The sequence below is a fragment of the Pseudomonas paraeruginosa PA7 genome (genome assembly GCF_000017205.1).
GTDB classification, from domain to species: domain Bacteria; phylum Pseudomonadota; class Gammaproteobacteria; order Pseudomonadales; family Pseudomonadaceae; genus Pseudomonas; species Pseudomonas paraeruginosa.
This window is the reverse complement of the sequence record NC_009656.1, coordinates 1,046,595-1,066,020: the sequence shown is the minus strand read 5'-3', so window position 1 is coordinate 1,066,020 and position 19,426 is coordinate 1,046,595. Positions and strand designations below refer to the sequence as shown.

At 67.9% G+C, this 19,426-nt stretch carries 19 protein-coding genes and 1 riboswitch; of the genes, 7 read left to right on the top strand and 12 right to left on the bottom strand.

Annotation, left to right across the window (positions count from 1 at the left end):
- From PSPA7_RS05065 to pdxR, 4 genes are all read left to right on the top strand, one after another.
- Positions 1-1,008 carry a DUF4340 domain-containing protein gene (locus tag PSPA7_RS05065; protein ID WP_012074395.1) on the top strand — a complete coding sequence of 336 codons (1,008 nt, stop codon included), beginning with the start codon at positions 1-3 and terminating at the stop codon, positions 1,006-1,008.
- A gap of 485 nt (positions 1,009-1,493) precedes the next feature.
- Complete coding sequence (locus tag PSPA7_RS05060) at positions 1,494-2,579, top strand: TlpA family protein disulfide reductase (protein WP_012074394.1); 1,086 nt, start codon at positions 1,494-1,496, stop codon at positions 2,577-2,579.
- A gap of 119 nt (positions 2,580-2,698) precedes the next feature.
- A complete protein-coding gene (locus PSPA7_RS05055) occupies positions 2,699-4,672 on the top strand; it encodes a protein-disulfide reductase DsbD family protein (RefSeq protein ID WP_228380087.1) in 1,974 nt (657 codons plus the stop codon).
- Between the two features lie 135 nt (positions 4,673-4,807).
- On the top strand, positions 4,808-6,229 hold the full coding sequence (gene pdxR / locus PSPA7_RS05050) for a MocR-like pyridoxine biosynthesis transcription factor PdxR (protein ID WP_012074392.1): 1,422 nt from the start codon (positions 4,808-4,810) through the stop codon (positions 6,227-6,229).
- Positions 6,230-6,740: 511 nt separating this feature from the next.
- Here pdxR and PSPA7_RS05045 read toward each other — a convergent pair.
- On the bottom strand, positions 6,741-7,907 hold the full coding sequence (locus PSPA7_RS05045) for an enolase C-terminal domain-like protein (RefSeq protein WP_012074391.1): 1,167 nt from the start codon (positions 7,905-7,907) through the stop codon (positions 6,741-6,743).
- Between the two features lie 156 nt (positions 7,908-8,063).
- Between PSPA7_RS05045 and PSPA7_RS05040 the strand changes: the two genes are divergently transcribed.
- The 3 genes from PSPA7_RS05040 (at position 8,064) to dxs (ending at position 11,182) form a co-directional block, all read left to right on the top strand.
- Positions 8,064-8,306 (top strand): exodeoxyribonuclease VII small subunit, encoded by a 243-nt coding sequence (locus PSPA7_RS05040; RefSeq protein WP_003155204.1) that lies wholly within the window; start codon positions 8,064-8,066, stop codon positions 8,304-8,306.
- Positions 8,303-9,190 (top strand): polyprenyl synthetase family protein, encoded by an 888-nt coding sequence (locus PSPA7_RS05035; RefSeq protein ID WP_003155202.1) that lies wholly within the window; start codon positions 8,303-8,305, stop codon positions 9,188-9,190. The genes PSPA7_RS05040 and PSPA7_RS05035 overlap by 4 nt, the downstream gene beginning before the upstream one ends.
- Positions 9,191-9,298: 108 nt before the next feature.
- Entirely contained in the window at positions 9,299-11,182 is a 1,884-nt protein-coding gene (dxs, locus tag PSPA7_RS05030; RefSeq protein ID WP_012074389.1) for a 1-deoxy-D-xylulose-5-phosphate synthase, read from the top strand.
- A 182-nt stretch (positions 11,183-11,364) separates the two neighbouring features.
- On the opposite strand, the gene PSPA7_RS05025 is transcribed toward dxs, so the two are convergent.
- The 11 genes from PSPA7_RS05025 to PSPA7_RS04975 form a co-directional block, all read right to left on the bottom strand.
- On the bottom strand, positions 11,365-12,162 hold the full coding sequence (locus PSPA7_RS05025; protein ID WP_012074388.1) for a cobalamin-binding protein: 798 nt from the start codon (positions 12,160-12,162) through the stop codon (positions 11,365-11,367).
- Positions 12,162-12,581, bottom strand: a complete 420-nt coding sequence (locus tag PSPA7_RS05020) for a hypothetical protein (protein WP_012074387.1) — start codon at positions 12,579-12,581, stop codon at positions 12,162-12,164. The genes PSPA7_RS05025 and PSPA7_RS05020 overlap by 1 nt, the downstream gene beginning before the upstream one ends.
- Positions 12,578-13,195, bottom strand: coding sequence for a GTP cyclohydrolase II (gene ribA / locus PSPA7_RS05015; RefSeq protein WP_012074386.1), 618 nt, complete (start codon positions 13,193-13,195; stop codon positions 12,578-12,580). The genes PSPA7_RS05020 and ribA overlap by 4 nt, the downstream gene beginning before the upstream one ends.
- A gap of 130 nt (positions 13,196-13,325) precedes the next feature.
- A complete protein-coding gene (locus PSPA7_RS05010) occupies positions 13,326-13,970 on the bottom strand; it encodes a TIGR02281 family clan AA aspartic protease (RefSeq protein ID WP_003155194.1) in 645 nt (214 codons plus the stop codon).
- A 4-nt stretch (positions 13,971-13,974) separates the two neighbouring features.
- A complete protein-coding gene (locus PSPA7_RS05005) occupies positions 13,975-14,718 on the bottom strand; it encodes a substrate-binding periplasmic protein (protein WP_012074385.1) in 744 nt (247 codons plus the stop codon).
- 8 nt (positions 14,719-14,726) lie between these two features.
- Positions 14,727-15,242, bottom strand: coding sequence for a phosphatidylglycerophosphatase A family protein (locus PSPA7_RS05000; protein WP_012074384.1), 516 nt, complete (start codon positions 15,240-15,242; stop codon positions 14,727-14,729).
- On the bottom strand, positions 15,235-16,203 hold the full coding sequence (gene thiL, locus PSPA7_RS04995; protein ID WP_012074383.1) for a thiamine-phosphate kinase: 969 nt from the start codon (positions 16,201-16,203) through the stop codon (positions 15,235-15,237). The genes PSPA7_RS05000 and thiL overlap by 8 nt, the downstream gene beginning before the upstream one ends.
- A gap of 18 nt (positions 16,204-16,221) precedes the next feature.
- Positions 16,222-16,701, bottom strand: a complete 480-nt coding sequence (nusB, locus tag PSPA7_RS04990) for a transcription antitermination factor NusB (protein ID WP_012074382.1) — start codon at positions 16,699-16,701, stop codon at positions 16,222-16,224.
- Positions 16,698-17,174: a 6,7-dimethyl-8-ribityllumazine synthase gene (ribH, locus tag PSPA7_RS04985; RefSeq protein ID WP_003093311.1), complete on the bottom strand. Its 477-nt coding sequence runs from the start codon at positions 17,172-17,174 to the stop codon at positions 16,698-16,700. Before ribH ends, nusB begins: the two co-directional genes overlap by 4 nt.
- A 117-nt stretch (positions 17,175-17,291) precedes the next feature.
- The gene (gene ribBA / locus PSPA7_RS04980) at positions 17,292-18,389 is read right to left on the bottom strand and encodes a bifunctional 3,4-dihydroxy-2-butanone-4-phosphate synthase/GTP cyclohydrolase II (protein ID WP_012074381.1); all 1,098 of its coding nucleotides are present in this window, start codon (positions 18,387-18,389) and stop codon (positions 17,292-17,294) included.
- 26 nt (positions 18,390-18,415) lie between these two features.
- The gene (locus PSPA7_RS04975) at positions 18,416-19,075 is read right to left on the bottom strand and encodes a riboflavin synthase (RefSeq protein ID WP_012074380.1); all 660 of its coding nucleotides are present in this window, start codon (positions 19,073-19,075) and stop codon (positions 18,416-18,418) included.
- Between the two features lie 183 nt (positions 19,076-19,258).
- A riboswitch (FMN riboswitch) is annotated at positions 19,259-19,421 on the bottom strand.
- Between the last annotated feature and the right edge of the window lie 5 nt (positions 19,422-19,426).

The window sequence follows — 19,426 nt, the reverse complement described above, 5'->3', positions numbered from 1 at the left end:
ATGCGCCTGCGAACCGTAGCGGGCCTTTCCCTCGCCCTCGTCCTGCTCGCCGCCGCCTTCAGCTGGTTGCACGAGCGCCAGCAGCCTCCGGCGCAAGCGCCCGCCAGCCGCGCCTGGCTACCGGAGCTGAAACCGCACCAGGTAACCGCACTGTGCATTGCCACCCCCGGCAAGCCGCCGATTCGCCTCAGGCGCGACGGCAAGGTCTGGAAGCTCGCCAGCCGTGCCGACTATCCCGCTTCCGGCGTGGCGATCCGGCAACTGCTACGGACCCTGGCGGACGCCCGCCTGCTGGAAGAAAAGAGCGCCTCTGCGGAAAACCGCGAGCGCATGGGGCTCGCCGACGAAGGCAAGGGCCAGGCCAGCCGTATCACCCTGGAGCGCGGCGACGCCGCTCCCCTGGTGCTGTTGCTGGGCAAGCCCACTCCGCAGGGCGGGCAACTGGTCAGGCAGGGCGAAGACGCCCGTGCCTGGCTGATCGACCGCACGGTGGGCCTGCCCCTTGGCGACCTGGCACTGCTCGATCGAAAGCTCACCGCCTTGCCCTTCGAGCAACTGCGTGAACTGACGTTGTCCTACAGCAACGGCATGCGGCTGAGCATCTCCCGCAGCAGCGAGCAGGACGCCGGCATCCGTCTGCAGCAGTTTCCCTCCAGGCCGCGGCTGATGGACGAGGCGGAAGCGGAACAGGCCGCGCGGCTGTTCAGCGCGCTCACCCTGGTGGATGTCGCGCCGGCCGCCGAAACGCGACAGAAGCCGCTGCTCACCTTCACCCTGAAAAGCTTCGCCGGTGGCGTCCTGCAGGGCCAGCTCTTCGAGCTGGACCGCCAGTACTGGCTGCAACTGTCCGAGAGCAAGGGCTTCGCCGAGGGCCAGGTGGCCGCCCTCCAGGGCTGGCGCTACCGGGTCGAAGGCCTGGCGCCGGACACCGCCCCCGCGCCCAGCCCACCCAAGGCGTCGCCGGTGAAGAAGCGCAAGCCGGCGAAGCCTTCGCCGCCCAAATGCTGAACGTCCCCGCCAGCCGCCGGTCGATGCCCGGCGCAATAGCGCGCTGGGCAGGGCCCGCCGAGTTTGCTAGAGTACCGCCTCCTCCACGGGCCACGGGCTCGTCGATGCAGAATTCCTAAGGCAGGCGCGGCTTATCAGAAGTAAGCCAACCCCACCCCAGAAAAGCCGGCCACAAGCCGGCTTTTTTAATGCCTCTGTCCCGGCCTTCTCCCGGTGGACCCTCGCTCGCTTCCCCCCTCCGGCCATGGCCTGGCAGGTCGTTCCCACTCCCCTTCATCGACGATATCCATCATCGTCGCCTGCCGCCGGCTCCGAACGTCGGTAATGAAGACGTGCATCCATTCGTTTCCTTGGTACAGGAAAAACCGAGAAAGTTGGTTCTTTTCTTCAAGCCATCACCCGGGCAGGTTAACCAGGCCGTACCAGCCGCGCATGAGGGGATCGATAAGACGCCTCCCCATCACCTTTATCAGGACCGCATCCCTATGCTTGCCAAGTACCTGCCAATCCTCTCGCTGGCCCTCCTGTTGTGCGCCTGCCAGGACAATGCCGATGACGCCACCAAAAGAGGTGGAAGCTCCGCCGCAACCGTCGAACCCAGTTCCGAACAGGCCGCGGCCACGGAAGTGGAAGAAGACCCGCAGCTCAAGCGCCTGATCGGCCAGCCCGCACCGGCCATTACCTTGCAGTCTCTGACAGGAGGCTCGGTGGACCTGGCCGACATCTATGGAAAGAAACCCGTATACCTGAAGATGTGGGCCTCCTACTGCATCCCCTGCCGCGCGCAGATGCCCAAGCTCGACAAGATCTACGAGGCGATGGGAGATCGCATGGAGATCGTCGCCGTGAATGCGGGCATCGGCGACGACGCGCGCAAGATCACGGGATTTGCCGCCAGGACCCATCTGCGTACGCCGATCGCGATCGACGACGGCAGCCTGAGTGCCTGGCTGAAAATGCAGGGCACGCCCGTGCACCTGGTGATCGGACGTGACGGTCGGGTGATTTTCTCCGGCCAGGGCGACGGCGCGGAACTGGACTCCGCATTGCAGCAGGCACTCGACAGTCCGACCGCCAACGGCCCGGTACAGACCAACCCGATGCGACAGCTGGCGCCGCTGAAGCCAGGAGAGCAGATTCCCGAGATCAGCGTTACGCTGCCGGACGGTTCGTCCTCCACCTTGGGCGCCGACGGCACCGGCAAACCACACGCCATCCTGTTCACCGCCACCTGGTGCGAGGATTACCTGAAGGAAATGGAGCCCGGGACCTCGGCCAGTTGCGCGCGTCTGCGCCAGGACTTCGACCGGCTGTCGGCGAACAGCGCCGTTCGCTGGAGCGGCGTCGTGACCCACCTGTGGACATCCCCCCAGGCATTGGCGGACTACCGGCAGCAGACCCGGCAGCAGCAGCCTTTCGTCATAGACAGCGAAGGCAAGGCCTTCCGCCTGTTCGGCATCCATCGCTTCCCAGCGGTCGCCCTGATCGATGCGCAGGGCCGTCTGCAACGCGTCGTGGGTCCCGACGACAACGACCTGGAACAGGCGATCGAGGAGCTTTCCGCTCGATGAGACAACATAGAAGGCTTTTCCTGGGCCTGGCCGCGCTGCTCGTTTTACTTGCCCAGGGCAGCTCGCTGGCAGCGCAGGGCCGACCGGAGCCGCCTGTCACACCTATCGGCGAACGGCACATGAAAGTCACGCTGGAGCTGGAGAACGCTGCTCCGGCTCCAGGCACGCGAACGACGCTGGCGTTGCTGATGGAGCCCGAGCGAGGCTGGCATGGCTATTGGAAAACGCCGGGCGATGCGGGCTTTCCCAACGACGTGCAATGGCGGCTGCCGAAAGCCGCCAGTATCGGCGAGTTGCAGTATCCCGTTCCCCGGCCCCTGCTGATGCAGGGTCTGATGAACCATGTCTACGAAGGTCCCTACGCCCTGCTGGCGACATTGCGGATACCGGCCGATGCCAGGCCCGGAGAGCCTCTGCCGATCAGCGCCAGGCTGCGCTATCTGGTCTGTACCGAGCGCAGTTGCGTTCCAGAAAGTGCCGACGTCGAGACCATCGTCACACCCGGCGACGCCGCCACCCCCGACCCTGCTCGACAGGCCCGCTTCGATGGCTGGCGTCGAGCCCTGCCACGGCCGCTGCGCGCAGAGGCCCGGTATGAATTCAGGAACGGCCGGTTTCGCCTCGGCATACCGCTGCCGGCGACAGTCGAGCTCACCAGTCCCCATGTCTTTCCGCTATCGGACACTGCCTTCGGCTACGCCGCGGCACAACGTTTCTCCCGCAACGGCGACACGCTGGTGGTCGAAATGGCCGGCAATGACGTGACCGAGCTGCCGGCCTTCTCCGGCGTGCTCGGCCTCGGCAATGGCGCAGGGCTGGCGATACAGGCCCGGCCAGGTAGCGTACCTGCCGCGGGCCAGGGGCTGGCGGTGGGCGACAGCGCTCCGCAGCTGCGCACGACGCTCCTGGCCCTGCTGGGAGCGATACTCGGCGGCCTGCTGCTCAACGTGATGCCTTGTGTGTTCCCGATCCTCAGCCTGAAGGTCCTCAGTCTGGCCAAGGCCAATCCGGATGCCTACGGAGCGCGCAACGAAGCACTGGCCTACACCGCCGGAGCGGTACTGGTCTGCCTCGCGCTGGGCGCCGTGCTGATGGCGCTGAGAGCGCTGGGAAGCGAGATTGGCTGGGCCTTCCAATTGCAGAATCCTGCGGTGATCCTGCTGCTGATTCTGCTGACCAGCGCCATGGGCCTTAACCTGGCCGGGCTCTTCGAACTGGGTTCGCTATCCGCGGGCTCCAGGCTGGCGGGCCAGGATGGTCCGGCGGGCGCATTCTGGACCGGCGGGCTGGCCGCCTTCGTCGGCACTCCCTGCTCCGGGCCGTTCATGGCCGGTGCCCTGGGGGCCGCCCTGGTCCTTCCGCCATTGGCCGGTCTCCTGGTATTCGCCGGCCTGGGATTCGGCCTGGCGTTACCGTTTCTGCTCCTGAGCTTCGCTCCGGTTCTGCAAGGCTGGCTACCCCGGCCGGGCGCCTGGATGCAAACGCTGCGAAGAGTTCTCGCGATCCTGCTGTTCGCCAGCGCGGTTTGGCTGGTCTGGGTGCTGGGACGCCAGACAGGTGTCGATGGCGCTGTCCTGGGCATCGCCGCGGCGCTACTGCTGGGCCTGGGCCTGTGGTTCACCGGCCTGCGCCAACAGACCCTGCTGCGCCTGCGCTGGTGGCCGGCTCTCCTGGCCATGCTGCTGGCCCTGGGGTGTATCGGCCTGTTGCCGTCCAACATGGAAAAAACCGAGCGCTCTGCCAAATTGGCCGGAGAGCCATTCGACCAGGCGCGCCTGGCAGCCCTGCAAGCCGAAGGCCGACCGGTGTTCCTCTACTTCACCGCGGACTGGTGCCTGACCTGCAAGGTCAACGAACGCGTAGCGATCGACCGCCAGGACACCCGGCAAGCCTTCAGCAAAGCCGGGGTGGTGACGATGATCGGCGACTGGACCGACGGCGATCCGCAGATCAGCCGTTTCATCACCGTCCACGGGCATTCCGGAGTTCCCTTCTATCTCTGGCAGCACGCCGACGGGAGGACCGAGATCCTGCCGCAACTGCTCACACCCGACAGCCTGCCAAAACTGGCCAGGGACATTCCGCAGGATTGATCCGCCACGTCTCGCCTGCCGACGGTGGCGCCGGCAGGTCCTCCATCCCCGGCGGCCATCGACGGTCGAACCCCTGCGCCAGGAGCGTTACGCTCGCCGGACACTCTCTCGTCTCCACCTGACAGAAGAGCCACCATGGCACTGAAGCTTCACCTGGACCGCTCCAATCGAACCCCTCTGAGCGAACAGATTCGCGCCGGAATCGCAGCTGCCATCCGCAACGGCGTGCTGACCCCCGGCATGCGACTGCCCTCCTGGATAGACCTCGCCACTCAGCTAGGCGTCTCCAGGGGAACCGTCAAGGCCGCCTATGACCGGCTGACCGACGCCCAACTGGTCGTACCGCTGGGAGCCGGAGGAACCCGGGTCGCCTCGCAACCCTGCCGGCAGGCCAGGAACCCGTCGTTCGACGGCGCAGGCAGGCATTCCCTGATGTACCCGGCCTTCGATGCAAGCCCCTCCTGCCCGATCGTCTTCCGCATGGGCGTGCCCGGCATGGATTGCCTGCCGACCGCGTTGCTGGCTCGCCTGCAAGCCAAGGCGGCCAGGGCCAAGGCACGGGAACCGGCACTCTATCCTTCCGCCCTGGGAGAATCCGACCTGCGCCGCGAAATCGCCGTTCACCTGGCGCTTGCACGAGGGATAGAGTGCCTTCCGGAGCAGATCATCGTCACCACAGGCTTCAGCGGGGCACTAGGCCTGGCGCTCCAGACGCTTCGGCTGGAGAAACGCGAGGCCTGGGTGGAAGACCCCGGCTTTCCTCCCAGCCGGAAAGCGCTGACGCTCTCGGGATTCAACCTGATACCGGTCCCCGTGGATGACCACGGACTGGATGTCGAGCAGGGCATCCGTCAGGCGCCGGACGCCACCCTCGTGCTCACCACCCCCAGCCAACAGGCCCCCACCGGGGCGACGCTGTCGCTGGATCGGCGCATGGGCTTGCTGGAATGGGCGGAACAGGTTGGGGCCTGGATAATCGAGGACGACTACCTGGGAGAATTGCAGCTGAAACGCCGTGCCGCTCCGGCCCTGGCCTCCCTGGATCGCTCGGGACGCGTCATCCATATCGGCTCGTTCAGCAAGACCATCGGCCCGACCTTGCGGCTGGGCTTCATCGTCGCCCCCCTCACGCTTCTGGAACGCTTCGCCATTGCCGCGAACTGCCTGGCTCCCGCCCCCGACCCGGTAGTGCAGATGACGATCTCCCGTTTCATGAGCGAAGGGCATTACATGAGGCACCTGCGCCGCACGAAGCGCCTGTATACGCAGCGGGCCGACGCGCTACGGGCAGAACTGGGAAGGCTTGGCCTGACGACGAAGCTGGCCGGGCTGGCCCTGCTCCTGAAGCTGCCGCCCTCCTCCAGCGACCAGAAGATCGCTCGCCAGGCGTATTCGCAGGGGCTCGCCCCTTCGCCCCTTTCCATGTGGTGCTGCTCCCTGAAACAGGAGGTCCGGAGCGGCCTGCTTCTGGGCGTTTCGAACATAGACCGCAACGAGCTCGAACCGCTCTGCGGAAGATTGCGCCAGCTCATCGAAAAGGACGGCGAAGCGTCCTGATCGGAACGGCCGGCCGGCGGAAGGAAACCGACGGTCCGCCTCTGTCCTTGGCAGCCGGCTGCCGTACCTCAGGCTGACCGGGAGGAATCCCGCATCCGCTCGTGCAGCTTGTCCACGCTCCGCTCCGTCCCATTCTCTGCAAGCACGGGAGGTGTTATCCACAGGCTGAAGAACTCCATCAACGCAACGAGCAAGGCAACCTTCATACGTCTGTACCCCCAGGAAGTCGGAAAAGCCATCGCTGACCTCCATCGTCGCCGAGCGCATGGGTGACCAAAAGAACCATCTTTTCGCCGATTTCCTGCACCATGCATCAGCGCTGTCGGAGCATCCCGGCGCAGTGCCTCTGGTCAAGGGAGGTAAAACGGTGAACGGCCTTTGTCCGGCTCCCCACTGGCTCCTGGCGGGCTCGTCGAAACACGAGCCCTGCCCCCGGACCTCGTCCGAAGGATCCAGCGGAACGACACGACGATATCGAACGCCCCCCGCGCCGGCTGCTGGATACTCCTGGCTAGGCCTCCAGCAGTTCGCGGAACAGCCCGCCGAGCGCGGGCTGGAGTTCGAAACCGATCCCCGGCGCCTCGGACACTTCGACCAGCCCCGAGGCAAGCGGCTGTGCGGCGGCGAGACCGTCGAGCGGCTGGAAAGCCAGCGGATTGGCCTCCGCCCAGCCCAGGCGCAGGGCCGCCACCAGATGCAGGCTGAACAGTTGCCCGGCGTGCGGACGGAAGGCCGAGCGCGGCCAGCCACGGACGCAGAGCGCGTCGAGTATCGCCAGGTAACCCGGCAGACCGTAGCAATGCACGGGGTCGAACAGCAGCACGTCACGCTCCCGCCGCAGGCCGCCGTAGGCATCGAGCAGGCGCGCCTCGGCCAGGGAGAACAGGGCCTCGCCAGCAGCGATGGGCCCCGGGTAGAAAGCCGCCACCGCGGCCTGGGTGGGAAAGTCGTGGGGATCGCAGATGTCCTCGAACCACCACAACCCCAGCGGCGCCAGGGCTTTCGCTGCGTCGACGGCGCCCCCCGCGTCGTAGCGGTTCATCGCGTCGACCGCCAGCCGCGAAGCGTCGCCGAGAACCCGCAACGCCGTGTCGATACGGCGCAGGTCCCGGTCCAGCCCGGCCGCGCCGATCTTGATCTTGGCGTGGGTGTAGCCGAGATCGACGAAGCGCCGCAGCTCCTCCTCCAGGCGCGCCAGGTCGTCGTGCGGATAGGGGTAGCCGCCGCTGGCGTAGACCGGTACGCACCGCGGATAGTCCTGCGCCAGCCCCAGGCGTCGCGCCAGGAAGCGATGCAGCGGCAGCCCGGCGGCCTTGGCCGCGGCATCCCATAACGCCATGTCCAGGGCGCCCACCGCCACGCAGCGCTCGCCATGCCCGCCGGGTTTCTCGTCGCGCATCATCACGCTCCAGGCGCGGAACGGATCGATACCGCCGTCGTCGCCGAGCAGGTTGTCTGCCGGGGCCGCCAGCAGGCGCGGGGCGAAACGCTCGCGGATCAGTCCGCCCTGGGCGTAGCGCCCTACCGAAGCGTGGCCGTAGCCGACGACTCGCCGGCCGTCGCGCACGACATCGGTGCGCACCGCCACCAGGCTGGTGCTCAGCCCGCCCGCGGCGGCGGCCACCCCGGCGTAGCGGGATAGCGGAATGCTGCGTTCGTGGATTTCCTGGATTCGCATCGCTGGCCGGTTCCTCCTCGATCCGCCCTCCTTCACCTTAGCCAAGCTCGCCGCGACGGTCGCCCGACCGGCTGTCCCGACCTTCCGCCGATTTGCCCGGCCCCCGCCCCTCTGCTAGTGTCGCGGGGTTTTGAACACCTCGCCGAGACTCCCCCGATGGCCCGCAAGAAAACCCTCGATTTCGAACAGTCCCTCACCGAGCTGCAAACCCTGGTGGAACGCCTGGAAAGCGGCGAGCTGTCGCTGGAAGAGTCGCTGGGCGCCTTCGAGCAGGGTATCCGCCTGACCCGCGAATGCCAGGCCTCGCTGAGCCAGGCCGAGCAGAAGGTGCAGATCCTTCTCGAGCGCGACGGCGAACTCAGCGAAGCGCCGTTCGACACGGAAGGCGACGAGGCATGATCGCGGCGTACCAGGCGCGCTGCCAGGCGCGCGTCGACGGCGCCCTGGACGCCCTGTTCGTCGCCCCTCGCGAAGAGCTGCATCGCCTCTACCAGGCGATGCGCTACAGCGTCATGAACGGCGGCAAGCGGGTCCGCCCGCTGCTCGCCTACGCCGCCTGCGAAGCCCTTCAAGGCGAGGCCCAGCGTGCCGACGCCGCGGCCTGCGCGGTGGAGCTGATCCATGCCTACTCGCTGGTCCACGACGACCTGCCGGCGATGGATGACGACGACCTGCGCCGCGGCCAGCCGACCACCCACCGGGCCTTCGACGAAGCCACCGCGATCCTCGCCGCCGACGGGCTGCAGGCGCTGGCCTTCGAAGTGCTCGCCGACGGCCGGCGCAATCCGCAGGAACCTACCGTCTGTCTGGAAATGCTCACCCACCTGGCCCGCGCCGCCGGTTCCGCCGGCATGGTCGGAGGCCAGGCGATCGACCTCGGCTCGGTCGGCGTGGCGCTCGACCAGGCGGCCCTGGAGGTCATGCACCGGCACAAGACCGGCGCTCTGATCGAAGCCAGCGTGCGCCTCGGCGCCCTCGCCAGCGGCCGCGCCGAGGCCGCCACCCTGGCCGCCCTGGAGCGCTACGCCCAGGCGATCGGCCTGGCCTTCCAGGTACAGGACGACATCCTCGACGTGGAAAGCGACACCGCGACCCTCGGCAAGACCCAGGGCAAGGACCAGGCGCACAACAAGCCCACCTACCCCGCCCTGCTCGGCCTGGAGGCCGCCAAGGCCTATGCCCTGGAGCTGCGCGACCAGGCCCTGGCGGCCCTCGAAGGCTTCCCGGCGAGCGCCGACCCGCTGCGCCAGCTGGCCCGCTATATCGTCGAGCGGCGCAACTGACCGACGGGTCGTCGCAAGACCCCGGCAAAGGTAGGGGTTGCCTTGCTTGGGCGTGGCCGGTGCATCAGGTAAACTGCTGCCCTCTCCGGATTGCATAACGACAGCCTGATGCCCAAGACGCTCCATGAGATTCCCCGCGAGCGCCCCGCCACGCCCCTGCTCGACCGCGCCTCTTCGCCGGCCGAGCTGCGCCGGCTGGGCGAGGCGGACCTGGAAACCCTGGCCGACGAGCTGCGCCAGTACCTGCTGTATACCGTCGGCCAGACCGGCGGTCACTTCGGCGCCGGCCTCGGCGTGGTCGAACTGACCATCGCCCTGCACTACGTCTTCGACACTCCGGACGACCGCCTGGTCTGGGACGTCGGCCACCAGGCCTATCCGCACAAGATCCTCACCGAGCGCCGCGAGCTGATGGGCACCCTGCGCCAGAAGGACGGCCTGGCCGCCTTCCCGCGTCGCGCCGAGAGCGAATACGACACCTTCGGCGTCGGTCATTCCAGCACCTCCATCAGCGCCGCCCTCGGCATGGCCATCGCCGCCCGCCTGCAGGGCAAGGAGCGCAAGTCGGTGGCGGTGATCGGCGACGGCGCGCTGACCGCCGGCATGGCCTTCGAGGCGCTCAACCATGCCTCGGAAGTCGACGCCGACATGCTGGTGATCCTCAACGACAACGACATGTCGATCTCGCACAATGTCGGCGGACTCTCCAACTACCTGGCGAAGATCCTCTCCAGCCGCACCTACAGCAGCATGCGCGAGGGCAGCAAGAAGGTCCTCTCGCGCCTGCCCGGGGCCTGGGAGATCGCCCGCCGCACCGAGGAATACGCCAAGGGCATGCTGGTCCCCGGCACCCTGTTCGAGGAACTCGGCTGGAACTACATCGGCCCGATCGACGGCCACGACCTGCCGACCCTGGTCGCCACCCTGCGCAACATGCGCGACATGAAGGGTCCGCAGTTCCTTCACGTGGTGACCAAGAAAGGCAAGGGCTTCGCCCCGGCCGAGCTGGACCCCATCGGCTACCACGCGATCACCAAGCTGGAAGCCCCCGGCAGCGCGCCGAAGAAGACCGGTGGCCCGAAGTACTCCAGCGTCTTCGGCCAGTGGCTGTGCGACATGGCCGCCCAGGACGCGCGCCTGCTCGGCATCACCCCGGCGATGAAGGAAGGCTCCGACCTGGTGGCCTTCAGCGAACGCTACCCGGAACGCTACTTCGACGTCGCCATCGCCGAGCAGCACGCCGTGACCCTGGCCGCCGGCATGGCCTGCGAGGGCATGAAGCCGGTGGTGGCGATCTACTCGACCTTCCTCCAGCGCGCCTACGACCAACTGATCCATGACGTCGCCGTGCAGCACCTCGACGTGCTCTTCGCCATCGACCGCGCCGGCCTGGTCGGCGAGGACGGACCGACCCACGCCGGCAGCTTCGACATCTCCTACCTGCGCTGCATCCCCGGCATGCTGGTGATGACCCCCAGCGACGAGGACGAGCTGCGCAAGCTGCTCACCACCGGCTACCTGTTCGACGGCCCGGCCGCGGTGCGCTATCCGCGCGGCAGCGGCCCCAACCACCCGATCGATCCCGACCTGCAGCCGGTGGAGATCGGCAAGGGCGTGGTCCGCCGCCGTGGCGGCAAGGTCGCCCTGCTAGTCTTCGGCGTGCAACTGGCGGAGGCGATGAAGGTCGCCGAAGGGCTCGACGCCACGGTCGCCGACATGCGTTTCGTCAAACCCCTCGACGAAGCCCTGGTGCGCGAACTGGCGGGCAGCCACGAACTGCTGGTGAGCATCGAGGAAAACGCGGTGATGGGCGGCGCCGGCTCGGCGGTCGGCGAGTTCCTCGCCCGCGAGGGCCTCGAAGTCCCGCTGCTGCAACTGGGCCTGCCCGATTACTACGTCGAGCACGCCAAGCCCAGCGAGATGCTCGCCGAGTGCGGCCTGGATGCCGCCGGCATCGAAAAAGCCGTGCGCCAGCGCCTCGACCGGCAGTAGCGCCAAACCCAGCGACAACGGCGGATAACCGCGTTGCGGTTATTCGCCCTCCCCCCAATTGCCCGTAGGGCGAATAACGCCACCGGCGTTATCCGCCGATACACCGCCATGCCGACACGCACCGCGTGGCAGCGACAACGCCACCGGCGTCATCCGCCGGTACAGCGCGATACCGGCAGCACTCAGCGCGCCCCGGCGAGCGAGCGGCAGAGCTTCTCGGTCGCCGCCAGCATGGCGAAGCTCGGCCGTTCGAGGTTCTTGTCTTCGATCCGGTACAGCTGTCCGCGCCGCGTCGCCGCCAGCGCCGGCCACTGACGCCAGAGTTCCAGCTGGGCGTGGCTGCCGGCGACGATGACCGCTGGATCGCGCGCCAGCACCGCTTCGATGCTGACCTGCGGCGCCGGTTGCGGCAGATCGTCGAACAGGTTCTCGGCGCCGCAGACGCGCAGCGCATCGCTGATCACCTGGCGTCCGCCGATGGTGTACAGCGGCCGGTCCCAGACCTGGTAGAACACCTTCAGCGGCTTGTCCCGCCGGTAGCGCTCGGCCAGGCGCCGCATGCCTTCGCGGAACCTGGCCGACAACCGCTGGCCGGCCTCGGCCTCGCCCAATGCCTCGCCCAGCGAAGCCAGTTGCCGAGCCAGTTCGTCGAGGTTGTGCGGTTCGGCGATGAAGAGGGAGATGCCGAAATCGCGCAGGCGCTGCAACTGCGCCTCGGGCACGCTGCCCGGCCAGACCAGGATCAGATCGGGTTGCAGTTCGAGCAGGCGTTCGAGGTTGACCTGGCCGTAGCGGCCGACGGAAGGCAGGTCCCGGATCGCCGCCGGCCGTTCGCCGCCGTCCAGCACGCCGACCAGGCGGCCCGCGGCGCCGAGTTCGAGCACGCTATCGGTCAACGAAGGCGCCAGGCTGACCACCCGCTGCGCCGCCCCGGCGGAAAGGCTGAGGAGCAGGCAGGCGAGCAGCCAGAACGAACGCATCAGCCCAGTTGACGCGGAATACGGTAGAGCCAGAACAGCACCAGGCTGGTGATCCCGAGCAGGATCAGCGCAACGCCGTTGAGCCCGGCGAACATGCCCGGCACGGCGACCCAGGCCGGCAGGCTGGCGCCCAGCAGGGCCTTGCGGCGCACCTGGGCCAGGCTGCTCCAGGCGGCGGCTTCCTCCGGCGTATCCAGCGCTTTCTGGGTGGCGATGAGGCCACGCTTGTAGGCACCGAACAGCGGCAGGTTGACGAACATCGACAGCAGCGCGGCGATGAACAACGGCATCGCCAGGCCATGGGGAAGGGGTTGCAGTGCGCCGAGGAAGAACTCGACCAGGATCAGCGGCAACAGCGCCAACGCCAGCTGCGACCACCAGGCGCGTCCCAGCGCGCCGCGGGCTTGCTGGCGACTCACGTGGTTTCCGCCTCGCCCTGGTGCAGGCTGCCGAGCATGTGGCCGAGCTTGCCGGCCTTGGTCGCCAGGTAGCGCCTGTTGTGCTTGTTCAGGCCCTTCTGCAGCGGCACGCGCTCGGCCACGGTGACGGCATAGCTTTCCAGCGCCTTGACCTTGCGCGGATTGTTGGTCATCAGGCGCAGGGAGGAAACGCCCAGGTGCGCGAGCATCGGCTGGCACATGGCGTAGTCGCGCTGGTCGGCGCCGAAGCCCAGTTGCAGGTTCGCCTCGACGGTGTCGGCGCCGCCATCCTGCAACTCGTAGGCGCGGATCTTGTTCAGCAGGCCGATGCCGCGGCCTTCCTGGCGCAGGTAGAGGAGCACGCCGCGGCCTTCCTCGGCGATCGCGGCGAGCGCGCCTTCCAGCTGGAAACCGCAATCGCAGCGCAGGCTGAACAGCGCGTCGCCGGTCAGGCATTCGGAATGCAGGCGGCCGAGCACCGGCGCGCCATCGGCGATGTCGCCCATGGTCAGGGCCACATGCTCCTTGCCACTCTCCTCGTCGAGGAAGCCGTGCATGGTGAATTCGCCGAAGGGAGTCGGCAGTTTGGAGGCGGCGACGAACACGACGGACACCGGGGAACTCCTAGGGAAACGGAAGTCCGCCATTGTACCAGCAGCGTCCGGCGCCCGGTCAGTTCGAAATGCCGCAAATACCTATCGAGATGGACGATGGATAGAACCCCGGGTTATGAACGACCGGCGTTCAATGCTTGGCCTCGATAAGCAGCATCCCCTGCTCCTCACGCCAACGCACCCGGTTGAGGAAGCTCATGCCGAGCAGGGCTTCGGTCGGATGATCGCCTTCGATCACCGCCGCCTCGACGCCCAGCACTTCGATGCCGCCGATCTTCACCCGGTCCAGGGTCACCCGCCAGCCGCGCGAGGTGCCACTGGCGGTGGAGGCGACCATCGGCTTGCCGGCCACCCGGTAGTCGATGCCCAGGCGGCGCGCCTCGTTCTCGTTCATGGCAATGCTGGTGGCGCCGGTATCCACCAGGAACTGCATGTTCTGCCCGTTCACCGACCCCGCCACCCAGTAGTGCCCGCCGGTACCTCGGGCGATGCTGAAGGCCTGCCGCTGCGGCGTCGAGTAGCCGGCCTCGTTGTACTCGCGGCTCAACTCGTAGGTGCGTTCGACGCCATCGACCCGCAGCACCGCCTTGCGACTGTCGGCGCTGACCACCTGGACGCCCTGCGGGCCGGTCTGGCCGACCCTGACCAGCTTGCGCTGGCCGTCGACGTTGAGCACCGCAGCGCCAGGAAACAGGCCGACCACGAACACCTGGGGCGCAGCCAGCGAGGGCAGCGCGAGAATGCTGGAAAACAGGGCGACGCACAGGCGCGGCATGGAATCACTCCTTGGGTGGCAGGATCGCCTGCAACGGCGCGTAGGGCCAGTTCCAGCGGGCGAAGATGCGTTCCAGCTCGCCGCTGGCGTGCAGCCGCCGCATGCGCCGGTCGAACAGCGCCAGCAGCTCGCGGCCCCTGGGGGTATCGGAGAAGCCAAGATACAACGGCAGCCGGGTGACGTCGGTGATGCGGTACTCAGCCGCCAGCGCTCCGGCTCCGGCGAGCATTTCTTCCAGTTCCGGACGTGAATCGATGAAGTAGTCGACCCGGTGGTTGAGCAGCATCGGCAGCACCGAGGTGCGGCGCTGCACCTCGCTGTGCGGGGCCAGTGGGATATAGCGGGCGAAGGCGTAGCCGCGCATCCAGGCCAGGCGGAACCGGCTCAGGCCTTCGAGTGGCGGCGGTGGGTTGTCCCTCAGGGAAAGCACGGCGATCGGATCGACGTCATAGGGCCAGCGAGGGTAGAGCGCTTCGTCGACTTCCCCGCGGTAGGCGCCGACCCAGGCGTCGGCCTCGCCACGCAGGACCAGGCCGACCGCCCGTGTATAGGGCTCGTTGGCGATGCGCAGGCGCACCCCGGCCGGCTCGTAGACCGCGCGCAGCAAGTCCCAGGCGACCCCGCGACCATCCTCCTGGGTGTAGCGCGTCCAGGTTTCGCTGACCACGCGGATCTCGCCGGGAGCGGACGCGGCAGACGCGACAGCGGACAACAGCCACAGGCAGCAGAACAGGACGAGCAGACGCATGGGAGGCCTCAGACCAGCCAGTGTACCCATCCCCAGACTAGACCCTGCATGACCAGCCAGGCGAATACCCCGGCCAGGACGTCGTCGAGCATGATGCCGACGCCACCGTGCACGTTGCGGTCAACCCAGCTGATCGGCCAGGGCTTGAGGATATCGACGATGCGGAACACGACGAAGCCGACCAGCAGCCACCACCAGCCCTCCGGAACCAGCCAGAGGGTTATCCACATGCCGACCATCTCGTCCCAGACGATGCCCTCGTGGTCATGCACGCGCAGGTCGTCGGCGACCTTGCCGCACAGCCAGAAGCCGAACAGCATGGTGACTCCCAGCATCAGCCAGTAGCCCCAGTCCGGCAGCATCTGCCACAGCGGGATGAACGGGATGGCCACCAGCGAACCCCAGGTACCCGGCGCCTTGGGCAGGGTACCGGAGCCGAAGCCGAAGGCGAGGAAATGCCAGGGATTGCGCCAGACCGACGGCGGCACCGGCTGCGCCGGCGCCTGATCAGGATGCTCAGTCACGTTGGGTTCCGAAATGTTGGTAGCCGGCCGCGGCCGGCGTGAGTTCCTTTCCGCTGGCGTCGAGCAGGTGCACCCCCTGCCCCACCTCGACCCGGCCGATGACCGCCATGGCCGGCCAGGCGGCGCGAATCTCGTCGAGGTGCGCGGGCGGCAGGGTGAAGGCCAGCACATAGTCGTCGCCGGCGGCCAGTTGCTGGCGCAAGGCTTCCTCGCCGGCGAGCAGGCCGCTCAACGCGGCGCTCGCCGGCAAGCGCTGGCATTCGACCAGCAGGGCGACGCCGGAAGCGCGGGCGATATGTCCGCAGTCGGCGAGCAGCCCGTCGGAGATGTCCAGGGCGGCGCTGGCCTTGCCGCGCAGGGCGAGGCCCAGCTCGAATTGCGGGGCCGGCGTCCAGTAGCGCGCCAGCAGGGGCTCGGCCACCTCGGCGGGCGCCGATCTTCGCTCCAGCACCAGTTCCAGCGCCGCTCCAGCCTCGCCGAGCGGGCCACCGACGCAGAGCAGGTCGCCCGGGCGCGCACCGGCGCGGGTCAGCGCCTGGCCGGCCGGCACCCTGCCGAACACGGTCAGGGTCATGCTCAGCGGGCCGCGCGTGGTGTCGCCGCCGACCAGGACCAGGCCACATTGCCGGGCCATGGCGTCGAGGCCGCGGGCGAAGCCCTGCAGCCACTCGGCGTCGGCCTGCGGCAGGGTCAGGGCCAGGGTGAAGGCCAGGGGCGCGGCGCCCATCGCTGCCAGGTCGCTGGCGGACACCGCCAGGGCGCGCTGGGCAAGAAGGAAAGGGTCGCAACCGGCGGGGAAATGCACGCCTTCCACCAGGGTATCGGTGGAGACCGCCAGCTGTTCGCCGGCTGGCGGCGCCAGCAGGGCGCAGTCGTCGCCGATGCCGAGGGCCACACCCTCCGCCTGCGCCGCGCAGGCGGCCGCGGCGAAGAAGCGGCGGATCAGCTCGAACTCACCCATGACGCCGCCGGCGCGGGATCAGCGCTTGCCGCCGCGCAGCTCGGCGGCGCGCAGGCGCGGCGCCAGCTTGTCGAGCACGCCGTTGACGAACTTGTGGCCGTCGGTGGCGCCGAAGGTCTTGGCCAACTCGATACCCTCGTTGATCACCACCTTGTAGGGCACGTCGATGCGGTTGCGCAGCTCGTAGGTGGACAGCCGCAGGATGGCCAGCTCGACCGGGTCGATCTCGGCCAGCGGGCGGTCCAGGCAGGGCTCGAAGGTGGAGTCCAGCTCGCTCTTCTGCCGCGGCACGCCGTGCAGGATCTCGTGGAAGTAGGCGCCGTCGACCTCGGAGAAGTCGTTGTCGGTACGGAACTGCGCCTCGATCTCGTGCAGGGGCTGGCCGGCGATCTGCCAGGAATACAGGGCCTGGACGGCCAGGCTGCGGGCCTTGCGGCGAGCGGCGGTCTTGCCTTTGGGCGGCTTGGCTGCCGGGCTGCCGCTGTCTTGATTGCTCACTTGGCCTCCAACTGCGCCAGCAGGCTGACCATTTCCAGGGCCGACAGCGCTGCTTCCGCGCCCTTGTTGCCGGCCTTGGTGCCGGAGCGCTCGATGGCCTGCTCGATGGAGTCGACGGTGAGGACGCCGAAGGCGACCGGGATGCCGAACTGTAGGGACACCTGGGCCAGGCCCTTGGTGCACTCGCCGGCCACGTATTCGAAGTGCGGGGTGCCGCCACGGATCACCGCGCCGAGGGCGATGATGGCGTCGAAGCCGCCCTGCTGGGCGACCTTCTGGGTCACCAGCGGGATCTCGAAGGCGCCCGGGGCGCGGATGATGGTGATCTCGCTTTCAGCCACGCCGTGGCGGACCAGGGCGTCGACGGCGCCGCTGACCAGGCTTTCCACGACGAAGCTGTTGAAGCGGCCGACCACCAGGGCGTAGCGGCCTTTGGGAGCAATGAAGGTACCTTCGATGGTCTTCAGGGTCATGAGCAGGTCTCATCTGTTAAAGAGCCGGGGCGCCGTTGCGCCCCGAGCGAAAAGGGTCGAAAGGTCCGTCCAGCATAGCGCCCGCCGCGATCTTGCACGCGGCGGGCGGGACAGGCCTTATTCGGCGGGCAGGTATTCTACAACTTCCAGGTCGAAACCGGATATCGCATTGAAGCGCATCGGCGCGCTCAGCAGGCGCATCTTGCGCACGCCGAGGTCGCGCAGGATCTGCGAGCCGGCACCCACGGTGCTGTAGGTGGTGGTGGCCTTGGGCGCCGGGGCCGGCGCCGAAGCGATCTCGCGGACGTGCGCGAGCAGGTCGTCGCCGCCGATCTGGTGGCCGAGCAGCAGCACCACGCCGCTGCCCGCCTCGGCGACCTTGCTCATCGCCGCGCGCAGGCTCCAGCGGCCCGGCTGGTTGACCTGCAGCAGGTCGCGCAGCGGGTCCATGTTGTGCACGCGGACCAGGGTCGGCTCTTCCGCGCAGACCTTGCCGAGGGTCAGCGCCAGGTGCACGTCGCCCTCCACCGAGTCGCGGTAGGTGATCAGGTTGAAGTGCCCCAGTTCGCTGTCCAGCGGCTGCTCGGCGATGCGCTCCACGGTGCGCTCGTGGATCAGCCGATAGTGGATCAGGTCGGCGATGGTGCCGATCTTGATCCCGTGCTCGGCGGCGAACGCCTCCAGCTCGGGCCGGCGGGCCATGCTGCCGTCGTCGTTCATCACCTCGCAGATCACCCCGGACGGCTCGAACCCGGCCATCCGCGCCAGGTCGCAGGCCGCTTCGGTGTGCCCGGCGCGAGCCAGGGTACCGCCCGGCTGGGCCATCAGCGGGAAGATGTGGCCGGGGCTGACGATGTCGGCGGCCACCGCGTTCTTCGCCGCCGCAGCCTGCACGGTGCGGGCGCGGTCCGCGGCGGAGATGCCGGTGGTGACGCCCTCGGCGGCCTCGATGGAGACAGTGAACTTGGTGCCGAAGCCGGAGCCGTTGCGCTGCACCATCAGCGGCAGGCCGAGGCGCTCGCAACGCTCGCGGGTCATCGGCATGCAGACCAGGCCGCGGGCATGCTTGACCATGAAGTTGATGTCTTCGGTGCGGACGCATTCGGCGGCCATGATCACGTCGCCTTCGTTCTCGCGGTCCTCGTCATCCATCAGGATGACCATCTTGCCTTGGCGGATGTCTTCGATCAGTTCGTCGATCGTGTTGAGTGCCATGGGCACCCCCTTGTGCAATTCGTGGGTTACTTGAGAAAACCGTTCTCGGCGAGAAACGCTTCGCTGATGCCGGAGGCGCTGGGCTCGGCGGCCTTGTCGCCAAGCAGCAGGCGCTCCAGGTAACGGGCCAGCAGGTCGACCTCGAGGTTGACCCGGCGTCCGGGCTGGTACTCGGCCATGATGGTTTCGCTGAGCGTATGCGGGACGATGGTCAGCTCGAACTCCGCGCCGTTCACCGCGTTCACCGTGAGGCTGGTGCCGTCGACGGTGATCGAGCCCTTGTGCGCGATGTACCTGGCCAGTTCGCGCGGGGCGCGTACGGTGAACTGGATGGCGCGGGCATTCTCCTCGCGCTTGAGCACCTCGCCAACGCCGTCGACGTGGCCGCTGACCAGGTGCCCGCCGAGGCGGGTGGTCGGCGTCAGGGCCTTTTCCAGGTTCACCCGGCTACCCACCTTCAGGTGCTGGAAGGCGGTGCGCGCCAGGCTCTCGCGGCTGACGTCGGCCCAGAAGCCATCGCCGGGCAGTTCCACCGCGGTGAGGCAGACGCCGTTGACCGCGATGCTGTCGCCGAGCTTGACATCGCCCAGGTCGAGCTTGCCGGTGGCGATGTAGACCCGCAGGTCGCCGCCCTTGGGCGTCATCGCGCGGATACTGCCGATCGACTCGATTATGCCGGTGAACATGCGACCTCCCGTTTTTCCGCCGCACAGGCGCGCAGCCCGGCCGGCGCGACGCCGAGCGGCCTGCATGCCATAGCGCGGGTATTCCAAGATGAAGACATATGACGAACTCCTGTTTCGTGAAAAACAGGGCTTTTTGGATCGAAGGGGATCTTGCGGGCGCACGCGGTACGCCCAGGCAGGCAATCCCGTTCTCTCTTTATCCGGACTATGACCGTCGGCCCCGGAATCGCACCGGATCTGCTGACCTTGTCGTCCGGCGGTGGCCGGTCCGGCAAGCGCTCGCGGGCTAGGCGCGTTGCGCGCCATTACCGCCGGTGGGGACTTTCACCCCGCCCTGAGAACGTTACGGCC